At 70.7% G+C, this 21,985-nt stretch carries 21 protein-coding genes; 3 read left to right on the plus strand and 18 right to left on the minus strand.

Annotation, left to right across the window (positions count from 1 at the left end; translation table 11 throughout):
- Positions 1 to 89 precede the first annotated feature (89 nt).
- The gene (locus tag EDC02_RS17130) at positions 90 to 3,047 is read left to right on the plus strand and encodes a CHAT domain-containing protein (RefSeq protein ID WP_148083493.1); all 2,958 of its coding nucleotides are present in this window, start codon (positions 90 to 92) and stop codon (positions 3,045 to 3,047) included.
- Between the two features lie 103 nt (positions 3,048 to 3,150).
- A complete protein-coding gene (locus EDC02_RS17135) occupies positions 3,151 to 4,245 on the plus strand; it encodes a prenyltransferase (RefSeq protein ID WP_123602836.1) in 1,095 nt (364 codons plus the stop codon).
- Here the strand turns inward: EDC02_RS17135 and EDC02_RS17140 are convergent, their stop codons facing one another.
- From EDC02_RS17140 to EDC02_RS17220, 18 genes are all read right to left on the minus strand, one after another.
- Positions 4,246 to 4,512, minus strand: a complete 267-nt coding sequence (locus EDC02_RS17140) for a hypothetical protein (RefSeq protein WP_123602837.1) — start codon at positions 4,510 to 4,512, stop codon at positions 4,246 to 4,248.
- A gap of 30 nt (positions 4,513 to 4,542) precedes the next feature.
- Positions 4,543 to 6,126 carry a hypothetical protein gene (locus tag EDC02_RS17145; RefSeq protein WP_123602838.1) on the minus strand — a complete coding sequence of 528 codons (1,584 nt, stop codon included), beginning with the start codon at positions 6,124 to 6,126 and terminating at the stop codon, positions 4,543 to 4,545.
- Positions 6,127 to 6,142: 16 nt separating this feature from the next.
- Entirely contained in the window at positions 6,143 to 6,769 is a 627-nt protein-coding gene (locus EDC02_RS17150) for a phage tail protein (protein WP_123602839.1), read from the minus strand.
- The gene (locus EDC02_RS17155) at positions 6,766 to 7,761 is read right to left on the minus strand and encodes a hypothetical protein (protein ID WP_123602840.1); all 996 of its coding nucleotides are present in this window, start codon (positions 7,759 to 7,761) and stop codon (positions 6,766 to 6,768) included. The genes EDC02_RS17150 and EDC02_RS17155 overlap by 4 nt, the downstream gene beginning before the upstream one ends.
- A complete protein-coding gene (locus EDC02_RS17160; RefSeq protein ID WP_123602841.1) occupies positions 7,758 to 11,324 on the minus strand; it encodes a putative baseplate assembly protein in 3,567 nt (1,188 codons plus the stop codon). Before EDC02_RS17160 ends, EDC02_RS17155 begins: the two co-directional genes overlap by 4 nt.
- Complete coding sequence (locus tag EDC02_RS17165; RefSeq protein WP_233605979.1) at positions 11,321 to 11,722, minus strand: GPW/gp25 family protein; 402 nt, start codon at positions 11,720 to 11,722, stop codon at positions 11,321 to 11,323. The genes EDC02_RS17160 and EDC02_RS17165 overlap by 4 nt, the downstream gene beginning before the upstream one ends.
- Complete coding sequence (locus tag EDC02_RS17170; RefSeq protein WP_123602842.1) at positions 11,719 to 12,117, minus strand: PAAR domain-containing protein; 399 nt, start codon at positions 12,115 to 12,117, stop codon at positions 11,719 to 11,721. Before EDC02_RS17170 ends, EDC02_RS17165 begins: the two co-directional genes overlap by 4 nt.
- Before the next feature lie 17 nt (positions 12,118 to 12,134).
- On the minus strand, positions 12,135 to 12,779 hold the full coding sequence (locus EDC02_RS17175; protein WP_199757662.1) for a phage baseplate assembly protein V: 645 nt from the start codon (positions 12,777 to 12,779) through the stop codon (positions 12,135 to 12,137).
- A complete protein-coding gene (locus EDC02_RS17180) occupies positions 12,776 to 13,831 on the minus strand; it encodes a phage late control D family protein (RefSeq protein WP_123602843.1) in 1,056 nt (351 codons plus the stop codon). The genes EDC02_RS17175 and EDC02_RS17180 overlap by 4 nt, the downstream gene beginning before the upstream one ends.
- A gap of 15 nt (positions 13,832 to 13,846) precedes the next feature.
- Positions 13,847 to 14,629: a LysM peptidoglycan-binding domain-containing protein gene (locus EDC02_RS17185; RefSeq protein WP_123602844.1), complete on the minus strand. Its 783-nt coding sequence runs from the start codon at positions 14,627 to 14,629 to the stop codon at positions 13,847 to 13,849.
- Positions 14,626 to 15,867, minus strand: coding sequence for a hypothetical protein (locus EDC02_RS40275; RefSeq protein ID WP_158632211.1), 1,242 nt, complete (start codon positions 15,865 to 15,867; stop codon positions 14,626 to 14,628). The genes EDC02_RS17185 and EDC02_RS40275 overlap by 4 nt, the downstream gene beginning before the upstream one ends.
- A gap of 13 nt (positions 15,868 to 15,880) precedes the next feature.
- Complete coding sequence (locus tag EDC02_RS17195; RefSeq protein ID WP_123602845.1) at positions 15,881 to 16,423, minus strand: phage tail protein; 543 nt, start codon at positions 16,421 to 16,423, stop codon at positions 15,881 to 15,883.
- Positions 16,420 to 16,593 (minus strand): DUF6760 family protein, encoded by a 174-nt coding sequence (locus EDC02_RS40855; protein WP_199757663.1) that lies wholly within the window; start codon positions 16,591 to 16,593, stop codon positions 16,420 to 16,422. The genes EDC02_RS17195 and EDC02_RS40855 overlap by 4 nt, the downstream gene beginning before the upstream one ends.
- Positions 16,590 to 16,976, minus strand: coding sequence for a hypothetical protein (locus EDC02_RS17200; protein WP_199757664.1), 387 nt, complete (start codon positions 16,974 to 16,976; stop codon positions 16,590 to 16,592). The genes EDC02_RS40855 and EDC02_RS17200 overlap by 4 nt, the downstream gene beginning before the upstream one ends.
- Positions 16,967 to 17,404, minus strand: coding sequence for a phage tail protein (locus EDC02_RS17205; protein ID WP_123602846.1), 438 nt, complete (start codon positions 17,402 to 17,404; stop codon positions 16,967 to 16,969). Before EDC02_RS17205 ends, EDC02_RS17200 begins: the two co-directional genes overlap by 10 nt.
- Before the next feature lie 29 nt (positions 17,405 to 17,433).
- On the minus strand, positions 17,434 to 18,594 hold the full coding sequence (locus EDC02_RS17210; protein ID WP_123602847.1) for a phage tail sheath subtilisin-like domain-containing protein: 1,161 nt from the start codon (positions 18,592 to 18,594) through the stop codon (positions 17,434 to 17,436).
- Positions 18,595 to 18,613: 19 nt separating this feature from the next.
- The gene (locus EDC02_RS17215) at positions 18,614 to 19,807 is read right to left on the minus strand and encodes a phage tail sheath subtilisin-like domain-containing protein (RefSeq protein WP_158632212.1); all 1,194 of its coding nucleotides are present in this window, start codon (positions 19,805 to 19,807) and stop codon (positions 18,614 to 18,616) included.
- A gap of 152 nt (positions 19,808 to 19,959) precedes the next feature.
- Positions 19,960 to 20,376 (minus strand): hypothetical protein, encoded by a 417-nt coding sequence (locus tag EDC02_RS17220; RefSeq protein ID WP_123604480.1) that lies wholly within the window; start codon positions 20,374 to 20,376, stop codon positions 19,960 to 19,962.
- A gap of 42 nt (positions 20,377 to 20,418) precedes the next feature.
- Between EDC02_RS17220 and EDC02_RS17225 the strand changes: the two genes are divergently transcribed.
- Entirely contained in the window at positions 20,419 to 21,384 is a 966-nt protein-coding gene (locus tag EDC02_RS17225) for an IS630 family transposase (RefSeq protein ID WP_233605725.1), read from the plus strand.
- Positions 21,385 to 21,985 lie beyond the last annotated feature (601 nt).

Below are 21,985 nucleotides of genomic sequence, written 5' to 3' on the forward strand. Positions count from 1 at the left end.
ACAGGACGGCGATCGCGGTCCTGGTGTCCGTCAGGTCCCTGGGAGCAGTCACGCCGCTCAGGTGGACGATCGGTTGGAGGTCAGCGCACGTGAGTCGACGCCCGCCACGCACCTCCTACGGTTACCTGGCACCCGTCGGGGCACAGGTGAAGGGCTGGGAGTGCAACAACGAAGGCTGCGGCACCGGAGACGAGCCGGCGCCGAAATCCTGGCCGTACCCGTGTCGGGTCTGCGGGAGGCCGACCGACCCCACGTTTCGGGAGCCCTGGGGCCACGAGGCTCGGCGGTACAAGATCGTGCGGAACCTGGCCAGCCCGGATCCGTTTTGGCGGCAGTTCGCTCAGCTCGAGCAGCATGTCTGGGCGTACAAGGACGCTTTGCTCCGCGACGACCGCGCCGCGGCTGCCGCCGCCTGGCTGACGTACCGCGCCGAGCGGCAGCACCAGGCGCGCAGGGGCGACTACAGTTCGACGGTCTCGACGTCGGCGCATGAGATGGTCCTGCTCGCCGCCAGGTTCGGCGACTTCGAGCACGCGATACCCCAGCTGATGGCGGACTACCCATTCATCGACACGCGCGACGCCGAGACCGACAACGGCCGCCGAACGGTCGCCCGTGGATTCGTGTCGATGTGCATCCAGGTGCTCAGTCAGGAATCGTCCGTCGGGCATCCGCAGGCGGACGAGCTGCATACCGCGATGCGCGATGTCGCCGATCGGCTCGGCGACCTCCTCGTTGTCGACCATCACCGTGGGCTCAAGCGAGTCAGCGAGGTCCGCGCTCAGCACCGGGCTCGGACCGCCATCTCCCGGCAACGGCGATCCGTCGCCACCGCCGCCGAGGGCCTGCCGCCCGTCTCGTGGCCGCCGCCCCCCGCACGAATGCTGCGGTGGCGAGCCATCCCGAGCGCACGACGCCTGGTCGACCTGCTCGTGTCGGACACCCGGCTCGCGTTGACGCTCGTCGACCGGCTCCTCGACAACGCTGACCTGCATGACGACGTCGGTCCGCTCGACGAGCTGATTCGCCACCTTGCCGCAACAGGGACCTCCCCTGCCCTCACCCGGTTGCTGCACGCCAGACGCCAGGTGGTAGTCGGTGACCTGCCAGCGGCGATCAAGCATCTGGAGCTCGGAGCAAACGAGTCCGGCCCGCTCGCTCGACGGCTGCGGCCGCAGATCCTCGCCACCCACGGGCTGCTCCTGGCACGCCACGCGCCACAGCGCGTCGAGGACGCGGTACGCAGTTGTCAGCGCGGCAGACAGGCCGGGCTGCGCTGGCGACGTAGCACCGCCGCCGACGCGGCCCTGGCGAGACTGTTGCTGTGGCGACGCGGGCCAGGATCCGACGACGTACACCACGCGGTCCGGCTGATCCGACGTCGATGCCGCCTCTGGCGCAGGCCCGGAGTTGACGACCAGATCCTGCTCCAGGAGGTGCTCGCGGCACACGACGCCGTGACCGGCCGCGCCGACGACGTACGTCGTCATCTGGCCTGGCGCGGCACGCTGAACCGGTCGGGCCGCACCGCCGAGCAGGCGAGGATAGCGGCGGCCTGGGCCGAGTGGGCGGTCGGCACGGGCAGCGCGGAGCTCGCGGCTGACGCGTACGAACGGCTCGTCGTCCTGGCCGCGCGAGACGCCGTCGAACGCTCCGGCACCTGGGCGAGACGTCGGGTGCTCACTGCCGCGCAGGAGTACGCCGAGGACGCCGGCTACTGGCTCGCGCGTACCGGCAGGTATCGGAAAGCCGTACTCGCCCTGGAAACCGGCCGGGCCGTCGATCTCACCGACGCTCTCGGCCGCCACGACACCACCCGGCCCGATCTGAGCTACAACGACATCCTCACCCAAACCGGTGACGGCGCGATCGTGTTCGTCAGCGCGGCGGCGGCCGGCGGCTACGCCCTGGTCGTCGCCGCAGACCACGATCCGCAGTACGTCGACCTGCCTCGCCTCGACCGGGCCCGAGTCACCCACCTCGTCGATCGGACGTTGTCCACCGCCGGCAGCCGTTCGTCCGCCGACAATCAATCGACGGGCTTCGCGCCGCTGGCGACCGTCGGCACCGCGAGGGGCGGAGTAGGCGTGCTCGGGCCGGGCAGATTACGCGAGTTCCCGCCGGACGGGGAAACCAGGGCCGATCCGCTGACCGACGCTCTTCGGGCGCTGTGGGACGACGGAGTCAAATATCTCGTTTTCGCCGCCGGCGGTCAGGTGGTGACCTTGATCCCGGTCGGGTTGCTGAGTTTGCTGCCACTGCATGCGGCCGGCGCACCCAGGTGGGACCGGCCGACCGAGTGGCACCACGTCGGGAACTACTCGGCCATCCGGTACGCGCCGAACACTCGTAGTCTGCGCTGGTGTCGGGAGGCGGCCCGGGAGCTTGGTCGCAGGCAAGCCCTGCTCGCGGTCGACGTGCCGGCCGGGCACGGGGTCCGCTCCGCAGCCAAGCTGCGCTACGTGTCGCGGGAGACGACCGAGGTCACGCGACGTTGGACCGGCAATCCGACCCGGCTGGTGCACGAGTGCACCTGGGAGGAGTTCCGCGCGACGGCGGAGCGGCAGACGGTCTGGCACCTCGCCATGCACGGCTTCGCGGACCCGCGACGCATCCTGGACAGCCGTCTGTACTTCACCGACCGGCAGATCACTCTAGCGGAGATGCGCCAAGCATTGCCGGTCGGACGACGGCGGCTGGCCGTGCTGTCTGCCTGCCACACCAACCTCACCGGCGCGGACCTGCCGAATGAGATCGTCGGCCTTCCGGCGGCTCTCATCGAGCTCGGATTCGCCGGCGTCATCGCCTCCGCGTGGGCGGTCGACGACCTGGCCACGACCTATCTGATGACCGCCTTCTACGAGCGGTGGTGCCGACACGGCGACGAGCCGGCGATCGCCCTTCACCGCGCTCAGGGCTGGCTTCGTACCGCATCCACGGAGGACCTCGTGACACTGCTGCCAGGAGTCACCCCGGCGGGACGGCACGGGGAACACCCCTACGCGGATCCAAGGTACTGGGCGGCCTTCGCCTACACCGGCGCCTGAAACGACCCAGGAGACTTACTAGAGTCGGTGGAATCCGTCATGGCCCGCAACAAATCGCAACCAGGATGAAGCGACGAGCCTACGACGGAGGGTCTGCTGACTGATGGCTGTCACGAACCGACCGACGACCGCGCCGACGACCGCCGGCCCGGACCAAACCGGCCGGACCGACTGGCGCGGGTTCATCCGGCTGGCCCGGCTGCGTTTCCTGCTCTACAACCTGCTCCCGGTCGGCCTGGCAGTGGCGGTCTCGGTGCACCAGGGCTATCCGCTGCACCTCGGCTGGTACGTCCTGGCGCAACTGTTCGCCTGGACGGTCCACCTGATGACGCACTACTGCAACGAGTACTTCGACCTGCCGGCGGACCGGGCCAACGTCTACTTCACCCCGTGGACCGGCGGCAGCCGGGCCCTCGTCGACGGCCTGGTGCCGCCGGTGGTGGCGCTGGGCACCGCGTTCGTCCTGGCCGCCGTGGCACAGTTGATGATCGTCGCGATGCCGGACTGGCCGACCCGGTTGGCCGCCACCGCCGCCGTCGTGCTGGCCTGGTTCTACACCGCGCCGCCCGGCCGGTTCAACTACCGCGGCCTGGGTGAGGTGACCGTCGCGGCGATCCTCAACGGGCTGTGGCCGATGGTCGCGGTGCTGCTGCAGACCGGCACCGTGCCGGTCCTGCTGCTGGCGATCCTCGCCCCGACCGCGCTGCTGCAGACCGTACGAATGATGGTGATGAACCTCGGCGACCGCCGCTCCGACGAGCAGGTCGGCAAGCGCACTGTCCCGGTCATCATCGGCTACGACCGGGCGGTACGGGTCATCGTCACCGCCCAGCCGGTCGCGTACGCCGCGCTGACCGGATTCGCACTCGCCGGCTGGGTGCCCTGGCTGGTCTGGGCGCCGATGATGGCGACCGCGGCGATCTCCGTCTGGCTGGTACTGCGGCTACGCCGGGGCGACATGCGCGACCTCGACCAGCGGCGGATGACCCCGGTGGTCTTCTGGGCCTCCAACCACGTCTCGCTGATCGTCGGCGCGGCGATGCTCGGTGTACTGCTCGACGCGGCCCGCACCGGCGCCGACGGCGGGGCGCTCACCCTGCTCGGCGCGGTGCTCGCCGGATACCTGGGCCTGTTCGCCCACCGGCTGTGGCTGGCCGGGCGGACCCGCCCGACCAGCGCACCGGTCGACGGACGCTGATCAGATCGGCTGCGGCACCAGCTGGTCCGGCACCGCCGTCGGTGCCGGACCGGCGCCGTCAGCCGCCGTCGCGCTGCCGTCGGCCGCCACCGGCTCGGTGGGCGACTTGGCGGCCAGCAGTTCGTTGAGCACCTGAATGGCGCCGGTGATCCGCAACAGGGTCTGCTGGATGTCGGCCCGCCGGGCCTCCACCTCGGCGAGCATCTGCTGGCCGGCCCGCAACTCGGCCTCCAGCTCAGCGACCCGCTGCGCCAATTGCTCCCGCATATCTTGATCCGTCCCGTCGAGGGTTGTCTGTCACTGATCGTCGATTTCGAACTGCCAGAAGGTCTTCGTGTGCGAGGCCACCGGCTGCCCCGGGATCCAGGTCAGGGCGTACCGGTACTGGGTGTCGCCACGCTTCTGGCCACTGTCCCAGATGTAGCTGTCGTAGTAGGTGTTCCGCAGCTTGCAGACCAGCTCGTTGTCGGCCAGCTTCTTCAGGATCTTCAGCTCACGCTCACCGATGGTGACGTCACCGATTCGCACCGTCTTCGCGTTCACCTGCCCGGCGTGGATACCGCGATACTCGTCGTTGCCGGTCTTGAAGTGGAACCCGGCCGGGTCCACTTCGAGCTGGTACGCGTACCGGCTGCCGTGGTGGAACCGGATGGCGAGCGTCGTGGCCGGCACAGTCGGCGGGGACGCATCAGCCTGCAGCAGTTCCAGGAAGACGAGCTTTCGTCCCGGCTCGACCTCCTGCGCGTCCCGTCGCAACAGCAGATGACGATGTTCGGCCCGCACCGCGAACTGGTACCCACCGGTGGCCTCGGTGCCGACCCCGACCTGACCGGCCGGGTTGATGGTGAGCCGGGCGGCCTGGTTGGTGACCAGCGTCAGCGGGCTCGTCGTGCCGGTGCCCACGATCATCCCCGCCGGCGCACCGAACATCCCGGTGTCGTGCGCCATCACCCGGCCGTCCACCTTCGCCGTGCGTACCGACAGCTTGGTGGTCGCCGTACCGACCACATCGACCACCCGCCCCCACCCGTCGGCACCGGACAGATCGGTGGTGCCGATGCCGACGTGGCCGTTCGCGCCGACGAAGAGCCGGGTCGTGCCGTCCGGCTCCGAGTCGTGGGTGCGCACGTGCAGGCCGCGTCCGGCAGCCGACCGTCCGTCGTACTCCACGGAGAAGCCCTGGTTGGCCGCGCCGGCCCAGAACCGGATCCCGCCGCGACGCTGATCGTCGTCGGCGAACCGGAACGTCAGATGCCGGTCCTGCGGGTCGAAGTCGCCCACGTCCAGACCGCCACCGACGGCAGCGGTGCCGATCCCGATACCGCCCGCCATCGACAGGCTGGACCGGTGGGCGGCGGTCGGGTCGACCGTGATGTCGCCGTTGTCGGTCACCGTGAGCCGGCCGAGCAGCACCGTCGGCCCGTCCAGTTCGGGCGGGGCCTCGGCGGGGGCGACCGCGGTCGCGCCGTTCGGGGCGACCGCCACGACCTTCGGCCGCTCCTCCCAGCGCCGGGCGCCCACCCCGCCGTCCCCGGTCTGCCCCACGTCCGTCGGGGACTCCTGGTAGGCCAGGTGCACCTCGACGTTCTGCTGGTTGGCGAATCCCGAACCCAGCGGCAGATCGGTGCCGGCGGCCAGGATGAGGTGCCGGCCCAGGGCGTCGACCGCCATCCCGGCGGACACGGTGACCGTGGACGGCTCGTCCGCCGCAGCCAGGGTCAGGCCCTCGCTGACGCCGGTGAACCGCAGCAGCCGGCTCTGCCGGCGCTCGCGGTCCAGGTGGAACTTCTGCTCGTCGATGAAGTCCTGGTCCTCCAGGAACTGCCCGTCGAAGAAGCGGACACGCTTCGATACGACGTCAGGTTGGGTGTAGTCCGCCATCGGACCTCCTCCGGTTTCAGGTCGAGTCGCGCGTGCCGAGCAACGTGTTGCGGTTGAGCACGAGCCGCTCCGGCTTGCCGCCTTCGCGTTCCTTCAGCTCCTCGGAGACCAGCCGCATCGTGGGCACCACGACCTTGAGCGCGTAGAACGTGTGGGCCGGCTTCTCCCGGTCGATGATCGCCCGGGCGGTCTCCTGCACCCTGCGCAGCTCGTCGCGGTCGGCGGCGCCCAGAGTCAACTGGACCTGGAAGTAGTGGGCGGGAGTGTCGTAATCGTCGAGGACCACCACGTCCTCCCGGGTCACCTGGTCGGCCAGTGGCCGCAGGTAGATCTCCAGCATCCGGCGCAGCCCGGCCAGGGTCCCCCGCTGCCGGTACAGCGGCACGACCTCCCGGATGAAGCCACGCTTAGTGGCCGTGTCCCAGTCCGCGCGTAGGCTCAGCGCCACCCACCCGGCCAGCCACGGCAGGAAGTCCTCACCGGTGTGCACCGGGTCGATGTAGTCGGCGGACCCTTCGATGGCCTGTTCCAGACCTTCGACGTCGTCGCGGCCGGTCAGGATCGCCTCGAAGGCCAGCAGGAAACGGCCGGCGAACGGGTCCTCCCGGAACATCGCCGGCAGGTGGTCGAGGTACCGACTCATGACGCGTCCTCCCCACTCGGCAGGTGGGTGCGGCCGTACGTGTCGTAGCCGACCAGGTCCAGCCGGGCCAACCGGGGCAGCTGGTGCACATCGAACTCGATGCTGGCCGCCGCACCGCCCCCGCCGCCGCCGCCGGCGGCACCATCCGCGTCGACCAGGGTGAGTTGGACGTTCTCGAGGTAGTCGAGCAGCGGTGACTGCTCGAGTACGGCGTACACCTCGGACGGGCGGATCCCCTGTCCGAAGGGCCAGCCGGTGCCGGCGGTGCCACCGGTGAGCGGGTCGTAGAACCGGTGCAGCCGGGCCTGTGCGTCGGCGAGGGCGTCGGCCGGCGGGGCGTCCTCGCGCAGCGCCAGGTCGGCGGAGATGCCGATGTCGACGTACTGCGGGCCGACGACGTGGTGGCGTACGGTCAGCAGCCGCCGCGGCTCGAGAAAGTCGTGCAGCTCGGTGGTCAGCGCCTCGGTGGGCACCGGATGGGTGTCGGTCGCCGCGCCCGGTTCGGGGACGACGACGACGCTGACGTGCGCCGGTGCGGTCGCGGCCGGATCGGGGCCGGTGAGGTCGCGGCCCGCGACGCACCGGACCCGCCGGACCGGGGCCGGCCCGGCGGGCTGGCGTTGCGCCGGCCAGAGGGTGCCGACCAGGTACTCGTAGTCGTCTGCGGTCGCGGCCCGGTAGCGTTCGTACAGGTCGGCCAGGCTCTGCCGGACGGCGGCGTCGAGCCCGCCGGTCGCCGGCGGAGTCCACTCAGGGCCGTTGAGCAGCTGCAGGAAGTTGCGGATGTGGCTCGGTGGGATCTGGTTGACCTGGTACAGCTGCATCTCGGTCAGCCAGGCCAGCATCTCGACCAGGATGATGCCGGGGTCGCTGGGGTTGTGGTCGGTCCACTCCGGCAGCAGGACCGGGATCAGCGACCGCGCCTCGCCGACGAGGTCGTCGTAGTCGCGGTCGTCGAGGTTCGGCAACGGAATCGGCACGGCGGTCCTCACGCTGGAAGGGTCACGGTGATCTGGTGCCGCCCGGAGTAGGCCAGCGCCCGCGCCAGCCACCGGGTCAGGTCCGCGGCCACCGGCTCGGCCGCGCCCTGCGCGAGCGAGCGGTCCAGGACCGCCGCCAGCCGCTCACCGAGCGCCTCGGACTCGGCCACCTGCGCCACCGCGAGCTCGCGGACATGGTCGACCCCGTCGACGGCGGTGACCGCCGCGTACAGGTCCGAGCGGTGCGGCTTGCGGCCGAACGCCCAGCCGGTGCCGTCCGGTCCGCCGGTCAGGGGATGCAGGAAGCGGTCCAGGGTCTGCTCGACCCGCGCCCGGACCAGCCCGGCGGACTCGGGCGTGGTGGCCACCACCGTGGCGGTGACGGTCACCTCGATCCACTCCGGTCCGGCGACCCAGAGGCCGACGGTCGGCGCGCACCGGGCCCGCAGGTGCTGATCCACCTGGCGCAGCAATCCCAGGCTGGGCGCTGGACGGGCGGCGACGGAGACCGGAACCACGATGACCCCGATCCCGCCGACGTCGGCCTGCCGATGTTCGCCGCCCGGCTGCTCGTCCGGATCGAGCCACAGGTTGAACGGGTCGAACCCGCTGGGCGGCACCGCCTGGGCCCGGGCCACCTCCGCAGAGGACTCGAACGCGAGGTCCACGAAGTCGTCGACCGTGACCGCCCGGTCACGGTGGCGCAGCGCCTTCGGTCCCCGGGCCCGCACCCGGTCCAGCGGCTCCCAGCCGGCACCGCCGGAAGCCGGCTCGTGGTTGGTCACCGAGTCCAGGTAGGGCACGGCAGATTTCAGGGTGACGACGGTGCCCGCCGGACGGTTCCCCTGCTCACCGCCGCCGGTGCGGTAGGTGATCCGGACGTTGTTCTGCCCCAGCGGCACCACCCGCCCAGCCTGGCCGTCACCGAACCCGATCTCGCCGGTGGCGGCGTCGATGGTGTAGTGGCGGTCACCCGGCCCGGAGCGGTGGAAATCCGTCACCTCGTGCCAGCGGACCCAGATCTGCTCGGCGTCGTCGCTGACCGTGACCGCGCCCGAGCCGTCGGCCTCGACGAGCGCGGCCTCCTCCACCGGCGACGGCCGCTGCGGCTCGCGCACGACGAGCTGCTGGCCGGCCAGCACCGGCGTCTGCGCGATGGTCAGTCGTTGGCCGGCCTCGGCGACGCCCGATCCGAGGATCTCCTCGGTGATGGTCGTCGTCTGCGTCGCCCAGGTCGTGTTGGGTGCGACCCGGCGCAGCCGGGGCGGGATCGCGAAGCTGCCACGCCGGTGCCGTAGGCGCAGCCAGCACCGGTGCTGACCGAAACGTTCCCGGGCGGTCAGGTCCGGCGGGCCGACGAAGCGGACCACGCCACGGTCGCCCAGCGTCCCGGTCTCGTCGATCGCGGCCAATGGCCGCCAGCCGTCGACGCCGCTGTACTCCCACACCAGGTCGGCCCGGTCGGTCAGGTCGGCCCCGGCGAGCCGGTCGGCGGCCACCTCTTCCGGCGCCGGTGGCTCGACCTGGAGGTAGAGCGTGACCGGGCGGTTGCCGAACGGCTGGTCGAAGCCGAGGTAGAGGGCAGGCTCGCGGCTCGGATTGGGGACGAACGGGGTGACGTCCCACGGCTCGTCGCCGTCGCGGTGGTGGGTGACGAGGCGGAAGTCGTTCTCGGTCGCGCAGGCCTGTGCCGGGACCGCGGCGGCGAGACCAGCGCGGGACCGCCACGACAACGTGGTGACGACCGGCGGCGCGAAGGTCGCGTCGACCAGTTCGTAGCCGCCGTCGTCGTTGCGCGTGTAGTGGGCCGCGGCCCCGTAGTCGCCACCGATCAGCCGGACCCGCACCCAGTACTCCTCGACCCCGTTGACCTCGGTGGGCGCGAAGCCGACCGGCGGGGTGAGCGTCACGGTGGCGCTGTCGGTGAACGCGTACTCCGGATCGTCGACGGTCACCGTACGCCAGGCCGTGCCGTCCCAGGCCTCCCAGACGAGCCGTGGGTGACCCTCGGTACGTACCGGCGGCACCGCGGGACCGGCCGGGTCGTCCGGGTCCGCCGGGTCGGCCGGCCCGTTGGTCAGCGTCACCTCGACGACGAGCTCCGCGCCCGGCCAGACCAGGTTCGCCGGACAGGCCAGGTAGCAGGTGTCGTTGAACCGGGGCTGCTCGCCGAAGGGACGGAAGTCCTTGGTCACGTCGATCGGGCTGGTGTTGCTGACGGCGTGCGGCAGCGCCACCGGGTCCGGCGCCGTCTGCATCCATACGTCGATGGCGGTGATGACGGGCAGCTCCCAGTCATAGCCGACGGTCACCGCCGCCAGCTGGGGCAGGGTGGCGTACGTCGCCCCGTCGTCGACGATCTCGGCCCGCAGCCAGTGGCCGGACCGTCCCTGGAACAGCTCGGCCGGCCACTCGGCCGGCATCCGGAAGCTGATGTCGCCGTCGCGGGTCAGCGCCTGCGTACCGTCGCGCAGCCCGGCGGGGTTGCTGAATCCGGACGCCACCTGCGCCGTGCTGGACTGGCCCAGCGGCTGCCATTCGTCGCCCACCTTGTACGACCACACCACCTGCACCCTGGTGTCCGGGACGGCCGTTGCCGGTCGGGCAAGGGTGACGGTCAGTCGGACGACGGCACCGGGAAAAGCCGTCGCCGTCGGGACGCTGAGGTAGCACCGCCGGACCTGGCTGCTCTCACCGAACGGGAAGACCCCCGCGACGTCACCCTGCGGGGTGCGCTGACCGGCCGCGACGGCGTCGAGGGCCAGCCCGGTAACCGGGTGCGGCAGCGGCATGTCGAGCTGCGCGCGTAACCATCCGGCGGTGGTGCCGTTCACGTCGTACGCGGGCAGGGGCGGCAGGCCGGCGAGGGTCACCACCAACGCGGTGTCCGCCATCACCGTGTCGGCGTCGACCGGCTGCCACCGGGCGCCGTCCCAGTACGCCCAGGAGATCGGCCAACCGCCGAGCACCGCGACGTCCGTGGTGGTCAACCGTACGGTGACGGTCTTGGTCCCCTCGGTGGCGAGGACCGGGTCGCAGGCCAGGTAGAACCGGTGCGGCACCGGCTGGTCACCGGTGAAGGCAGCGAACGACTCGTCGCGCTGGCCGGTACCCGCGGCGCTGCGGTCGGCGTAACTGTCGTGCGGCGCGTCGTCCACAAGCACGGCCTGCAGCTGGGCCGGGGTGACCACCAGGTCGGTCGCGGTCTCGAAGACGACCTCGTCGTCCTCGCCGTCGCGCGGGGTGGCCGCGACCTGGGTGCCGGCCGGGACCACCGCTTCGGTGCGGCTGCCCGGGGCCAGGGCGAAGGTAAGCGGTACGCGGGCCGGTCGCGGCGGCACCGGTCGGGTCCCGATCAGGTTGAGGAACGCGAGGTAGTCGCGTTCGGGCACCTGGTTCAGCCGCTGCACCACCAGTTCGGCGTAGCGGGCGAAGATGCCGATCAGCGCCTGGCCGGCGTCCGGTCGCCCGTCGGCGGGCGGCTGCCAGTCGCTGTACCGGGTCGCCAGCGCGGCGGTCTGCACGGCCAGCGCTGCCCGGTCGCGGGGATCGATGGGTGGGGGCTGTCCGGTCATGCGATGTAGAAGGGGTAGACGAGGTTGAACCGGCTGTTGGTCGAGCGCACCTGGTAGTTGATCTCGATGAGCAGTCGGCGCCGGTCGGTGGGGTCGGGTGCGGCGTAGACGTCCAGCACGTCGATCCGGGGTTCCCAGCGGGCCAGTGCTTCCCGTATCGACCGGCTGACTCGACCGGCGGTGCCGATGTCGTTGACGTCGAAGACGATGTCGTGGATGCCGCAGCCGAAGTCCGGCCGCATCACCCGCTCACCGGGCGCGGTGCCGAGGATGAGTCCGATCGACTGCCGGATCAGCGCCGCGCCGTCGTCGCTGAGCCGGATGCCCTGCGCCGGCTGGTGGCCGACCGGGAACGCCCAACCGGTGCCGAGAAATCCCTGTTTCACCGTGCCGGTCACCCGATCGTCACCGTGCCCGTGGCCAGCACCGTGCCGCTCGGCAGGTCCTGGGGATCGTTGCAGGTCGACGCGAGGTCGCCGGACCTGATCGCCGGCTTTCCGTTGATCTTCACGGTCGCGCTGCCGCCTTCGAGGGTGGCCGTGTTCGACGGCTGCTTCTGGAACGACGTGCCGGGCGCGGTGGGAACGTGCGCCGGGGTGTTCTCGGCGGTGGAGCCGGCCACCGCCGCCGGCTTACCCATGATCTTGACATCGGCGCTCAGCCCGCCGTTGATGATCCCGGTGAAGGGATGCGGCAACGGTGTCGGTGTCGGCGCGGGTGCCCCGGGCACCATGACGATGTGGATGTCGGTCGCGGTGACCCGGTCACCCTGCTTGGCCGCGAACTGCCCCATGAGAACTCACCCCCCATTCAGTTGATGTTGACTTGACTGCCCTTGATGTCCAGCTGCCCGCTGGACTTCACCGCGAGCGCGGACTTCGCCTCGACCTTGACGTCGGCAGTGGAGGTGATCTCGACGCCGGCGCCGGCCAGCCGCAGCCGTCCACCGGCGGAGATCACCACGTCTGCGTCCGCGGTGACGGTGATCTGGTTGTCCTTCGTACTGATCACGATGCTGTTCTTGCCGCTGCCGTCGACGATCTCGATCCGCTCGTCCTGCTTGGTGTCGACCAGGCGGATCACGTGCTTGCTGCGGGAGACCATCACCCGTACGTCGTTGTTTCCGTCGCCGTTGGTGACCGGTGGGGCATCCTTGCCGTTCCACAGCGCACCGACGACGTAGGGGACCTCCGGATTGCCGTGTTCGAAGGCGACCAGGACCTCGTCGCCGACCTCCGGTAGGAAATAGCAGCCACGGCCGGGGCCGGCCATCGGCGAGGCCACCCGCGCCCAGTCGGTCTCGACATCGTCGGCCAGCCAGGGCAGCGCCACCTTGACCCGGGCCAGACCGTCCGGGTCGTTGTTGTTGGTGACGATGCCGATCACCACCCCGTGGTACCGCCCGTCCGGGTGGGCCGGCTCGCCACCCGCCAACTGGTGGTAGACGTCCGTCACGCCGCGTTCCTCCGTACTTCGAAGCTGGACCGGTAACCGGCCGCTGCGGTCACCGAGTGTTCGACGGAGACGACGTAGTACTCACCGCTGAAGGTCTCACCCGCTCCCTCGATCCGCACCACCTCGCCGGCGTGCAGGCGAGGCTGCCCGCCGCACTCGGCCTCGCCGGTGATGTAGCTCAACGCCAGGTCGTCGAACTGTCCCCGGGCAAGCTGGTCGGCACGGTCCTGGTTCGGCACCGGCAGGTCCACCCTGGTCGATCTGGTTCGGCCGAAGACCCGGCCGACCTCGCGGGGTCCGGTGACGGCACCCATCGCCGTGGACTCGGATCCGGAGCCGAACGTGGCGACGACGGCCTTCTTGGCGGCCACGTCCCAGCCCCGTACGGAGTGTTCGGCAGCCTGGCCCATGGTCCGCAGCCGGGGGGTGAACTGGGAGATGTCGTCGCCGACGCGCAGCTTCGCCGCCGGCACCCGGCCGTGCTGCGGCGGCCGGAAGGACAGCACCTTGTCCCGTACGTGAATCTCGTACCCGAGCAGGCCCGCCCGCCGCTGCAGGAACTCCAGATCGGTCTGGTTGTTCTGCAGTACGTAGTCGAGGTCGGTGCGGGTGTCGGGTACGTCGGCGCGCAGACCCGCTTCCTTGGCCAACTGCCGGGCGATGGTGCTGTCCCTGGTGCGGGTGAAGGTCCTGGTCCGCTGCCGGCGGGCCAGCCGGTGTCGCAGGTCGTAGCCGCGGACGGTCAGCGTCGGCGGACGACCTTCCACGAACGACGGCTCCAGGCTGGTGATCTCCCCGGTGATCGCCAGGTGCAGGTTCTTCACGTACCCGAGGGAGATCCGCACCTCGGTGCCGACCGCGAACAGCGTGGAGTCCGACCAGGTGACCCTGAGCCGCTTCGCGTCCCAGTTCTTCAACGTCACGGTGAACATGCTCAGCGCGTTCAGATCCTCCAGCACGGTCACCGACTCGACGTCGGAGTGGGCGTCCGGCGGCAGGCGCCGGCCACCACACCGGATCTCGAAGTCCGGCCCCGAGTCAGCGGTTTCCATCGCCTGATCCTCCGCTCAACTCAGCCGCGGGACGGTCAGCACCGTGCCGGGACGCAGGTCACGGGGGTTGACGATGCCGTTGGCCGAGGCGATGTGCCGCCACAGGCGCGGATCCCGGTACTCGGCGGCGGCGATGCTGTGCAGCGTGTCGTTGCGCCGCACCACCCACGTCTTGTGCACGTCGGACGAGTGCAGCTCGCGCTCCTTGAGCTGCGCGTCGGTGAGCGACTCCACGAAGCTGCACGAAACGGTCGCCCGGACCGGCGTGCCGTCGGGCAGGAACATGGTGAACCGTTCGCTGATCTGGGTGAGCACGCCGGTGAAGATGTCGGCGAAGGCCCCCCAGGACAGGGTGCACAGCGGTGGCCGGTGCAGTTCCTTGTCGAACTCGGCCAGTCGGGACACCCGGCTGGTCAGCGCGGTGACGTCGGTCGCGTCGCCGGTCTGGAACGGATTGGGGGGTGTCACGAGTGAGGTGGCCCGGGCCCACATGGACGCCTCTGCCCTCGACTCGTAGGTGTCGAAGAACAGCTCGAGCGACAACGTCGCTGGCTGCATGGCCGCGAACTCCTGCTGCAACCCGCTCCACGTCCAGGCGCTGCCCTTGCCGGCGCTTTCGTGCGCGTGCCAGTTGACCGACCGCGACCGGGTGATCTCGTGCGGGTTGAACAGCGCCTCGATCGGGCCGTTGCGATCAAAGTCCGTGCCGTCGTGGGCAATGGTCAGTTTCTGCAACCCACCGCCGCCGGGGCCGAACCCGAGCGCGGCGCTGGCCAGGCCCGCCTTGTTGAGACTCACCGCCGCACCCCCCGACGCTCGGCCTCGACCGCCAGCTGGCGCATGATCCGGCCGTGCACCTGCTCGGTGACCTGCCCGACGTCGACCTGCGGGGCCGGCTGAGCAGGCGGCTGCGGCACACCACGGTCGGCACGGGCCGGTGCGGTCCCGAACCCACCGGGCAGGGGTCCGGCACCGTCACGCGAGCCGAATCCACGGCCGCCGAGGAAGGTCGCACCATGCCCGGTCGCACCATGGCCGGTCGCACCATGCCCGGGGCCGCCGGAGGCCGCCCGCATCGGGCCCGCACCGGCCGGGTGCTGCGGTACGCCGGCCGCCGACGGTGCGGCCAGCGGAAGCTGCGGCGCCGGTCGGGCCGCCCGAGGCCGCGCCGTGACCACCTGGGACGGGGTCGCGGCGGGCGAGCGCTGCCCGACGGTGGACGGCACACCCGCAGCGGGCCAGCCGGCCTGATCTGCCGTGGGTGGCGTGCGGAAGACCAGGTGGGGCCCGCTGGCCATCCGGCCCGGGTCGCCGATCAGCCCGGCCCAGTCGGCGGGGCCGGCTGCCGTCGGAGCCGCAGCCGTGGGAGTCAACGGCCCGGCGGCGACCGGGGCACCCGTCGGCACCGCCGGCCTGGTGGCCGACGTCCCAGCGGACGTCGGCGCTTCGGCCGGGCGGGCCGGCGATGGCGCGGAACCCGGTTCGGCGGGCGCAGCCACCTTGCGTTGGATGGTCAGCGGCCGGCCGGCGGCCGGCCGGGGCGTCACCGGCTGCGTGGAACGGCCGGCGACCCCGGGACCGGTGGCGGCCCACACCGGGCTCAACTCGGCAACGGGACGGGCCGGGCGCGCCGGCACCACCGGGCCGGACGCGGCGGTCGGCGATCCGCCGGCCGGGTCGGCGGCCGGGCGGCGGGCGGACGCGACCGGCCCGGGGTGCGCCGGGGCTGGTGGCCCGGCGCTCGCCGGGGCGGCGGCCGGGCTGGTCGGCAGAGCACCGGCCGGGGCAGCGTGTCCGGCGGGCGGCGGCGGTGCGGGTCGCGCGTACACGATGGGTGTCGTAGGCCCGGCGCGCTGCTGCGTGGCCAGGTCGACGTAACGCGAAGCGACCTCGGCCAGCGGCAGACCCGCCGGCATGGTGTGGTGGCGGGTGAGCGCGGACCGGGCCTGGCCCAGGTCGATCAGGCCGGGCCGCCGGGCCGGCCGGGACAGCCGGTGGACCAGCGCCGGGTCGAAGGTCGTGTCGTCGTCGTTCATCCCAGGCTCCCGGTCAGCCGACCATGCCGGCCACGCCGTGCGCCAGCGCGGCGGCCTGGCCGAGCAGCGGCTTGGTCAGGCCCTCGTGCACCAGCTCCAGCGACTCGAAGCCGACATCGTCGCCGCTCGCGCTGAACGTCGGGCCGGTCCAGCGCACCGGCAACGCGTTGCGGAAGTTCCACCACATCACCGGGATCTGCCGCCGGTCGAGCAGCACGATCGTGCCGCTGCGGCGCTGGATGACGCCCCGGGTGGTGTTGTCGTACCAGCCCCACAGACCGCTGAGCGGGCTCAGCCCCTGCCGCAGCACCAGGTGCGCGGGAGTGGCCGCGCCGGGCAGCTGATGAACGAAGCCGTTGACCCCGCCCTCCCGGTAGGACTCCATCTCGATCTGGCTTTCCAGGCCGCTGACCTCGTTGAACCCGGCCAGCAGCAGGCCCTCGATCTCCACCGCGAAGTTGAAGGTCTGGAACGGGTCCGGCAGCCGCAGGCCGGTCCAGTTGCCCACGGCGGCAGGTGCCCAGCTGAGCCCGAGCGGAATCCCGGTCGACGTCATCTCCGTGCCCCTCCCTGTTCATTGAGTCGCTCGTTGATCCGCGCGACCTCCGCGACCCAGCGCTGCCGCTCCCGGTGGTCCAGCTGCATGATCTCGTGATAAGGCCAGTGAAAGTGATAGGCCAGGTACGCTACTTCCTCGTGCAGCCGGTCCGGGGAGTAGCGCGTCATCCCCCCAGGCTGGGCGGCTCCACTTCGAACGATCCGCTGCAGTGTGGGCAGTCGACCTGCAGCCGGGCGTGCCCGTTGAGGTTGATCCGCTGGTAGAAGTCCTGCAGGTAGGCGAGATCGGCGGAGTAGAGGTTCTCGACCACGTTGGTGTTGATGTACTCCAGTCCGCCCAGCCGGGTGATCACCCGGGCCAGCAGGATGATCACCAGGTAGCCCGGGTTCGACCGTACCCGGGGATCCTTGATCGGCTCGATCTCGTCGAGCGCGGTGGCCATCCGCATGGTTCCCTCGCGGTGAACCGTGCCGTCCGGCGCGACCAGGCCGTGCGGCAGGGTGAACGGGAACTCGGTACGGCGGGCCTCGGCGACGCCGGTCAGCTCCACTGGTCGACCTCGATGCGTTCACAGGCGAGGATGAGTTGCTCCACGGCGATCTCGTCGCTGGTCGCGCTGAGGCTGGGTCCGCTCCACGACTTGGGCCAGCAGTCGAACAGGTTCCAGGTCACCTTCGGGTTGCCCTGCTGGTCGAGCAGGGTGATCGACACGTTGTGCCGTTCCACGGTGCCCTTCATCACCTTCTGCCGCCATTCCCACAGCTTGCTGTCGCTGGTGAGGCCACGGCTGAGCGTGATGTCACCGTAGCTGTTCAGCCCGGGAATCTTGCGCGGCGCCAGGTTCCGGTCCGTACCCTCCCGGTACTCGGCGGCGTTCTGGCTGGTCTCCAGCCCGGAAGCCTCCCGGAATCCGGCCCGGGTGATGCCGTCGAGCTCCACCGCGAAGTTGTACCCGAAGTATGGGTCGAGTCTGTCCACAACCGCACCTCACTGTTTGTCCGCACCGGTCACGCCACGCCGACCGTCACCCCGCTCGCGCCGTGGATGACGCGGACGGTGATGAACTCGGCCGGCGCGGTCGGTGCCACTCCGATGTGTGTCACTACCACCCCGGCCTCGATGGCCGCGGGTGGGTTCGTCTCGTGGTCGCACTTGACGTAGAACGCCTCGGCGGGCGTGCGGCCCTGCAGGGCACCGCGCTGGAACAGCCCGTCGAGGTACGCGGTGAGTTCCCGCATGATCCGCACCCACAGCCGGACGTCGTTGGGCTCGTGGACCAGGCCGGTCATGAACCGTTCGATCCACCGGCCGATCGTGCTCACCAGGCGGCGGGCGGTCACGTCCTGCCAGGCCGGGTCGGCACCGAGGGTACGCGCGCCCCAGACCCGTACGCCCCGGCCGGGCAACGCCCGCAGGCAGTTGACCCGCTGCCCGTACAGCGTGCCGACCTCGGCAGCGGTGAGCTGCACCTGCAGGTCGACAATGCCCTCGACCACTGTGTTCGCCGGTGCCTTGTGGACGCCGACCCGTTGGTCGGCGGTGGAGTACACGCCGGCCACGTGCCCGGACGGTGGCAGGTGACGCAGCCGTCCGTCGGCGCCGGACGCGCCCAACCAGGGGTAGTACAGCGCACCGAATGCACCGTCGGCCCCGGTCAGCGCCGCGCACTGCTCGGCGACCTTCGCCGGGTCGACGGCCGGGACGCCGTCGAGCAGCGCGAACCGGTCACCGTGCTGCCGGCAGTGCCGCAGCATCGCCTGCTGTGCCTGCACGACCGGGGCGAGATCCTTGTCGACCGGCCACGACGCAGCGGCCACGATGTCGGGGGCACAGACCAGGTCGACATCGTCCAGGTCGTCCAGCGTCGCCAGTCCCTCCTGCACCGCCTCGACGGGCGACAGCGCCCTGGGCACCCGGACGACGTGACACAGCGTCCCGCCGTTGTCGAAGAACCCCCGGACCGCGTCGGCCAGGAAGCCGTCCGGGGCGTCGCCGGAGGTCGCACCGCCGAAGACCGCCTCGAACTGCGGCCACAGGGTCAGCCGCTGCGGGGTGTACGGGCCGGCGGCGGCCCGGCCGAGGAAGGCGGGCACCCCGGTGAGCTGGGTCGGTGCCGGCGGCGGGAACACATCCTGCCGGTGCACACCGGGTGTCAGCTGCTGGGTCACGGTCTGGTCCGGCTGTCCACTACTGCACCCCGCCGGCCCACTGGCTGATCCGGAACACCACGAACTCGGCCGGACGTACCATCGCCACCCCGATCTCGACCACCAGCTGGCCGGCGTCGCGGACCGCGGCCGGGTTGACGGTCTCGTCGCAGCGTACGTAGAACGCCTGCTCCGGGGTGTTGCCCAGCAGCGCACCGGAGGCCCACACGGTGGTCAGGAAAGCACTGACGTTACGCCGGATCTTCGACCACAGCTCCGGCGCGTTCGGCTCGAAGACCACCCACTGGGTGCCTTCGTCGATCGACTCGCGCAGGAAGTTGAACAGCCGCCGGGAGGAGATGTAGCGCCACTCGGCCTGCTCCTTCCCGGCGAGGGTACGGGCACCCCAGATCGTGATGTTGCCGCCGAACTTGCGGATCACGTTGATGTCGTCCGGGTTGAGCCCAGCCTGCTGCTGCTTGCTGACCAGCGCCTCGACGCCCAGCGCACCCCGGATCACCTCGTTGGCCGGTGCCTTGTGCACGCCGCGCTCGGTGTCCACCCGGGCGTACACCCCGGCGATGTGCCCGCTCGGCGGCTGGTACACCTTGTTGCCGTCGGCGTCGGTGGCGCCCACGTCGATCCACGGGTAGTAGATCGCGCCGTAGCTGCTGTCCCGGACGTCGCCCTGGATCGCTTCCTTGGTCAACGTGGTGGTCTGCCGGCCGTCGAGGATCGCGAACCGGTCCTGCAGGTACTGGTTCTCGCAGTGGTCGAGCAGCGCGGTCTGCACCGCGTCGCTCACCGCGCCGGGGATCGCGACCAAGGCGATCTCGTCGATCGCGGCGAAGGTCGCCAACGCGTCGATCAGGTCGTCGTCCGACGATGCGATGTCGGCGGCAGCGACAGCCTCGGCAGCGGGGGCAGTGTCGGCGTCGTCGGCGTCATCGTCGGCGTCATCGTCGGCGTCATCGGCAGCGTCGTCGTCGGCGGGTGCGGAGGGGGCGGGTGCGGCGACCCGGGTGATCCAGCAGCGGCCGCCACCGTTGTTGAAGAAGCCGTAGACGGCGTGGGCGAGGGTGCGGTTGCCGGGCTGGATGTCGCCGAAAAGGTTCTTGAACGTCTCCCAGCCGTCGACGAGCTGAGCCTCGCCGGCAGGCGCCACCACGTGGAAGTCGGCCGGTACGGGGTTGCCGTCCGCCGTCACGCCGACGCGACCGGGCAGCAGCGGCATTGTGACGTCGTCTGCGACGACACCGACGAACCCGGCGGTGCTGGTCCCTACTCCGGCGATCGGCTTGATCGCCGAGGGGACCTCCTCGACGTAGACGCCCGGCGCTAGTGCAGCCCCGCAGAAGTTCTTGACGGGTTGTGCGGGCAGCGAATCTAGTCGTCTTCGTCGATGGGCTTGTCGGCGATGCCGGTGAGGTGAAGGCGTACAGCGCAGTCGAGGGCATCCTGCGGGCTGCCTTCGGGCTGTCCGTCGGGTAACAGGCTGTCGGTATAGGTGTCGGTCGCCGGGTCGTGGAGCGCGAAACCCCAGACGTCGTCGAACCCGAGGTACTCCAGGCGACACACGGGTACACCCTCGTCCTCGCTGGTCCAGGCGGTGACGTAGCCGTAGCCGCCGCGCCAGCGCACGGTGACTTCCTCCAGCCCGGGCCAGACGAGCGAGGCGTGATGGTCGAGATCGGCGGCGAGGCCGTCCTTGACACGCTTTCCGGGTACGGACACGACGTCCAGTGTGATCAAGTCCGGGTGTGTCGTCACGCGCCGACACACCCGAACCACGGCATCGTCCATGACCGCCACCTCTTGTCGATCATGGAATGGGGGGATTCGGTCATGTCCCGGCCGACCAGCACCGACCCGGTACGGCTGACCCGGCGCCGCCGCAGGGCCCTGACCCGCATCAGCCAACAGACCAGCGGACAGTTCCGGCGGGTCCGCCGCGCCCGGATCCTGCTCGCCGCAGCCGCCAAGGTCACGAACGCGCAGATCGCCCTACAGGTCGGCTGCACCCCGGCCACCGTCCGCAAGGTCCGAGCCGACTACCACACCCGCGGGATGCGGGCACTCGATGACCGTCCCCGGCAGGGACGCCCACCGGTCTACGACATCGACGTGCACCTGCTGATCATCGCGACCGCGACCAGCGAACCACCCGAGACCGACGCCCAGTGGACCCACCGGCTGATCGCCGAACACATCCGGCGGCACCACGGTGTTGCGATCTCACCGAGCCAGACCGGGCGGATCCTGGCCGCCGCCGACATCAAACCCCACCGGGTCCAGGGCTGGCTCAACCGCCCCGACGACCCCGGCTTCTTCACCCGCGCCGCCCAGATCTGCGCCCTCTACCAGGCGATACCCGCCGACACGGTCCTGCTGAGCGTGGACGAGAAGACCGGCGTCCAGGCCAGGTCCCGCAGATACGGCACCCGCCGCGCCGGACCGGGGCGTCCGGAACGCCGCGAGTTCGAGTACCGCCGCCACGGCACCGTCTCCCTGATAGCGGCGCTCAACGTCGCCGACGGCACGGTCCGGCCGAAGATCATCGACCGCAACGACTCGGAGACGTTCCTCGCGTTCCTCACCGACATCGACCGGGACACGCCCGACCACCTGCGTGTCCACCTGGTCCTGGACAACGGTTCCAGCCACACCTCGAAAGCCACCCGGGCCTGGCTGGCCGCGCACCCGCGCTTCACCGTGACCTACACCCCGAAACACGCATCCTGGCTGAATATGGTGGTGCGACACGCAAGTCGCATGAGTACAGCGACACTCATCGAAGGGGGTGCGGCGTGACGTCGCGGATGTAGTGTCCGGTCCCGTGCGCAAGGACCGTCCCCGCCTCGGCGTGCGTCGCGGGTAACCGCGGGGTGCGAAGCCCGGGGAAGGGCCCAAGGACTCCTGTTCCATCCAGAGGTTACCGGCTGGGGAAGACCGGACGGGTGAACGCAAGTGAACCCTCGATGACGCCTCGTCATAGGCACTTCCGCTCGATGGGACGCGCCAGCGGGAGACAGGGGCCAGCCGTTGCAAGGCGGCAGGTGCCGCTCGGAGGAATCTAGCCGGGCGGGAGCGCACCACCGTCCCCGGGGTTCAGAGGGCGCCCTACCCGGTCGTATCTGTCTCATGCGGAACGTGACAACCCCGATGGGGTCCAGACGGACAGTGATTCGGCTGGTAGGCCGCCTGTGAGGGCGGACGATGTCCCAGCGGGCGCAGGACGACCCGAGAAGCGAATGCCGGTGGCCGAAAGGCAGCGGGAAACCGGCGGCGGTGATGCTGGCTCCTCCGCCAGCGGTCGCCGGATAACCGGCCGGATAAGGGCATGTGCCCTGGCCTGAAAGGGCGCTGACGCGGGTCGGGTGAGCCTGCGGAGCTACTGCTGACCACAGCTTCG

Source organism: Micromonospora sp. Llam0, assembly GCF_003751085.1.
Taxonomy (GTDB): Bacteria; Actinomycetota; Actinomycetes; order Mycobacteriales; family Micromonosporaceae; genus Micromonospora_E.

Excerpts from the sequence above, each read along its gene's own strand:
- EDC02_RS17160 (WP_123602841.1), bottom strand. The coding sequence starts at position 11,324 with ATGACCGGACAGCCCCCACCCATCGATCCCCGCGACCGGGCAGCGCTG.
- EDC02_RS17225 (WP_233605725.1), top strand. The coding sequence starts at position 20,419 with ATGTCCCGGCCGACCAGCACCGACCCGGTACGGCTGACCCGGCGCCGC.
- EDC02_RS17215 (WP_158632212.1), bottom strand. The coding sequence starts at position 19,807 with ATGCCGCTGCTGCCCGGTCGCGTCGGCGTGACGGCGGACGGCAACCCC.
- EDC02_RS17140 (WP_123602837.1), bottom strand. The coding sequence starts at position 4,512 with ATGCGGGAGCAATTGGCGCAGCGGGTCGCTGAGCTGGAGGCCGAGTTG.
- EDC02_RS17220 (WP_123604480.1), bottom strand. The coding sequence starts at position 20,376 with ATGGACGATGCCGTGGTTCGGGTGTGTCGGCGCGTGACGACACACCCG.
- EDC02_RS17145 (WP_123602838.1), bottom strand. The coding sequence starts at position 6,126 with ATGGCGGACTACACCCAACCTGACGTCGTATCGAAGCGTGTCCGCTTC.
- EDC02_RS17170 (WP_123602842.1), bottom strand. The coding sequence starts at position 12,117 with ATGGGGCAGTTCGCGGCCAAGCAGGGTGACCGGGTCACCGCGACCGAC.
- EDC02_RS17135 (WP_123602836.1), top strand. The coding sequence starts at position 3,151 with ATGGCTGTCACGAACCGACCGACGACCGCGCCGACGACCGCCGGCCCG.
- EDC02_RS17195 (WP_123602845.1), bottom strand. The coding sequence starts at position 16,423 with ATGACGTCGACCGGGATTCCGCTCGGGCTCAGCTGGGCACCTGCCGCC.
- EDC02_RS40275 (WP_158632211.1), bottom strand. The coding sequence starts at position 15,867 with ATGAACGACGACGACACGACCTTCGACCCGGCGCTGGTCCACCGGCTG.
- EDC02_RS17150 (WP_123602839.1), bottom strand. The coding sequence starts at position 6,769 with ATGAGTCGGTACCTCGACCACCTGCCGGCGATGTTCCGGGAGGACCCG.
- EDC02_RS17180 (WP_123602843.1), bottom strand. The coding sequence starts at position 13,831 with ATGGAAACCGCTGACTCGGGGCCGGACTTCGAGATCCGGTGTGGTGGC.
- EDC02_RS40855 (WP_199757663.1), bottom strand. The coding sequence starts at position 16,593 with ATGACGCGCTACTCCCCGGACCGGCTGCACGAGGAAGTAGCGTACCTG.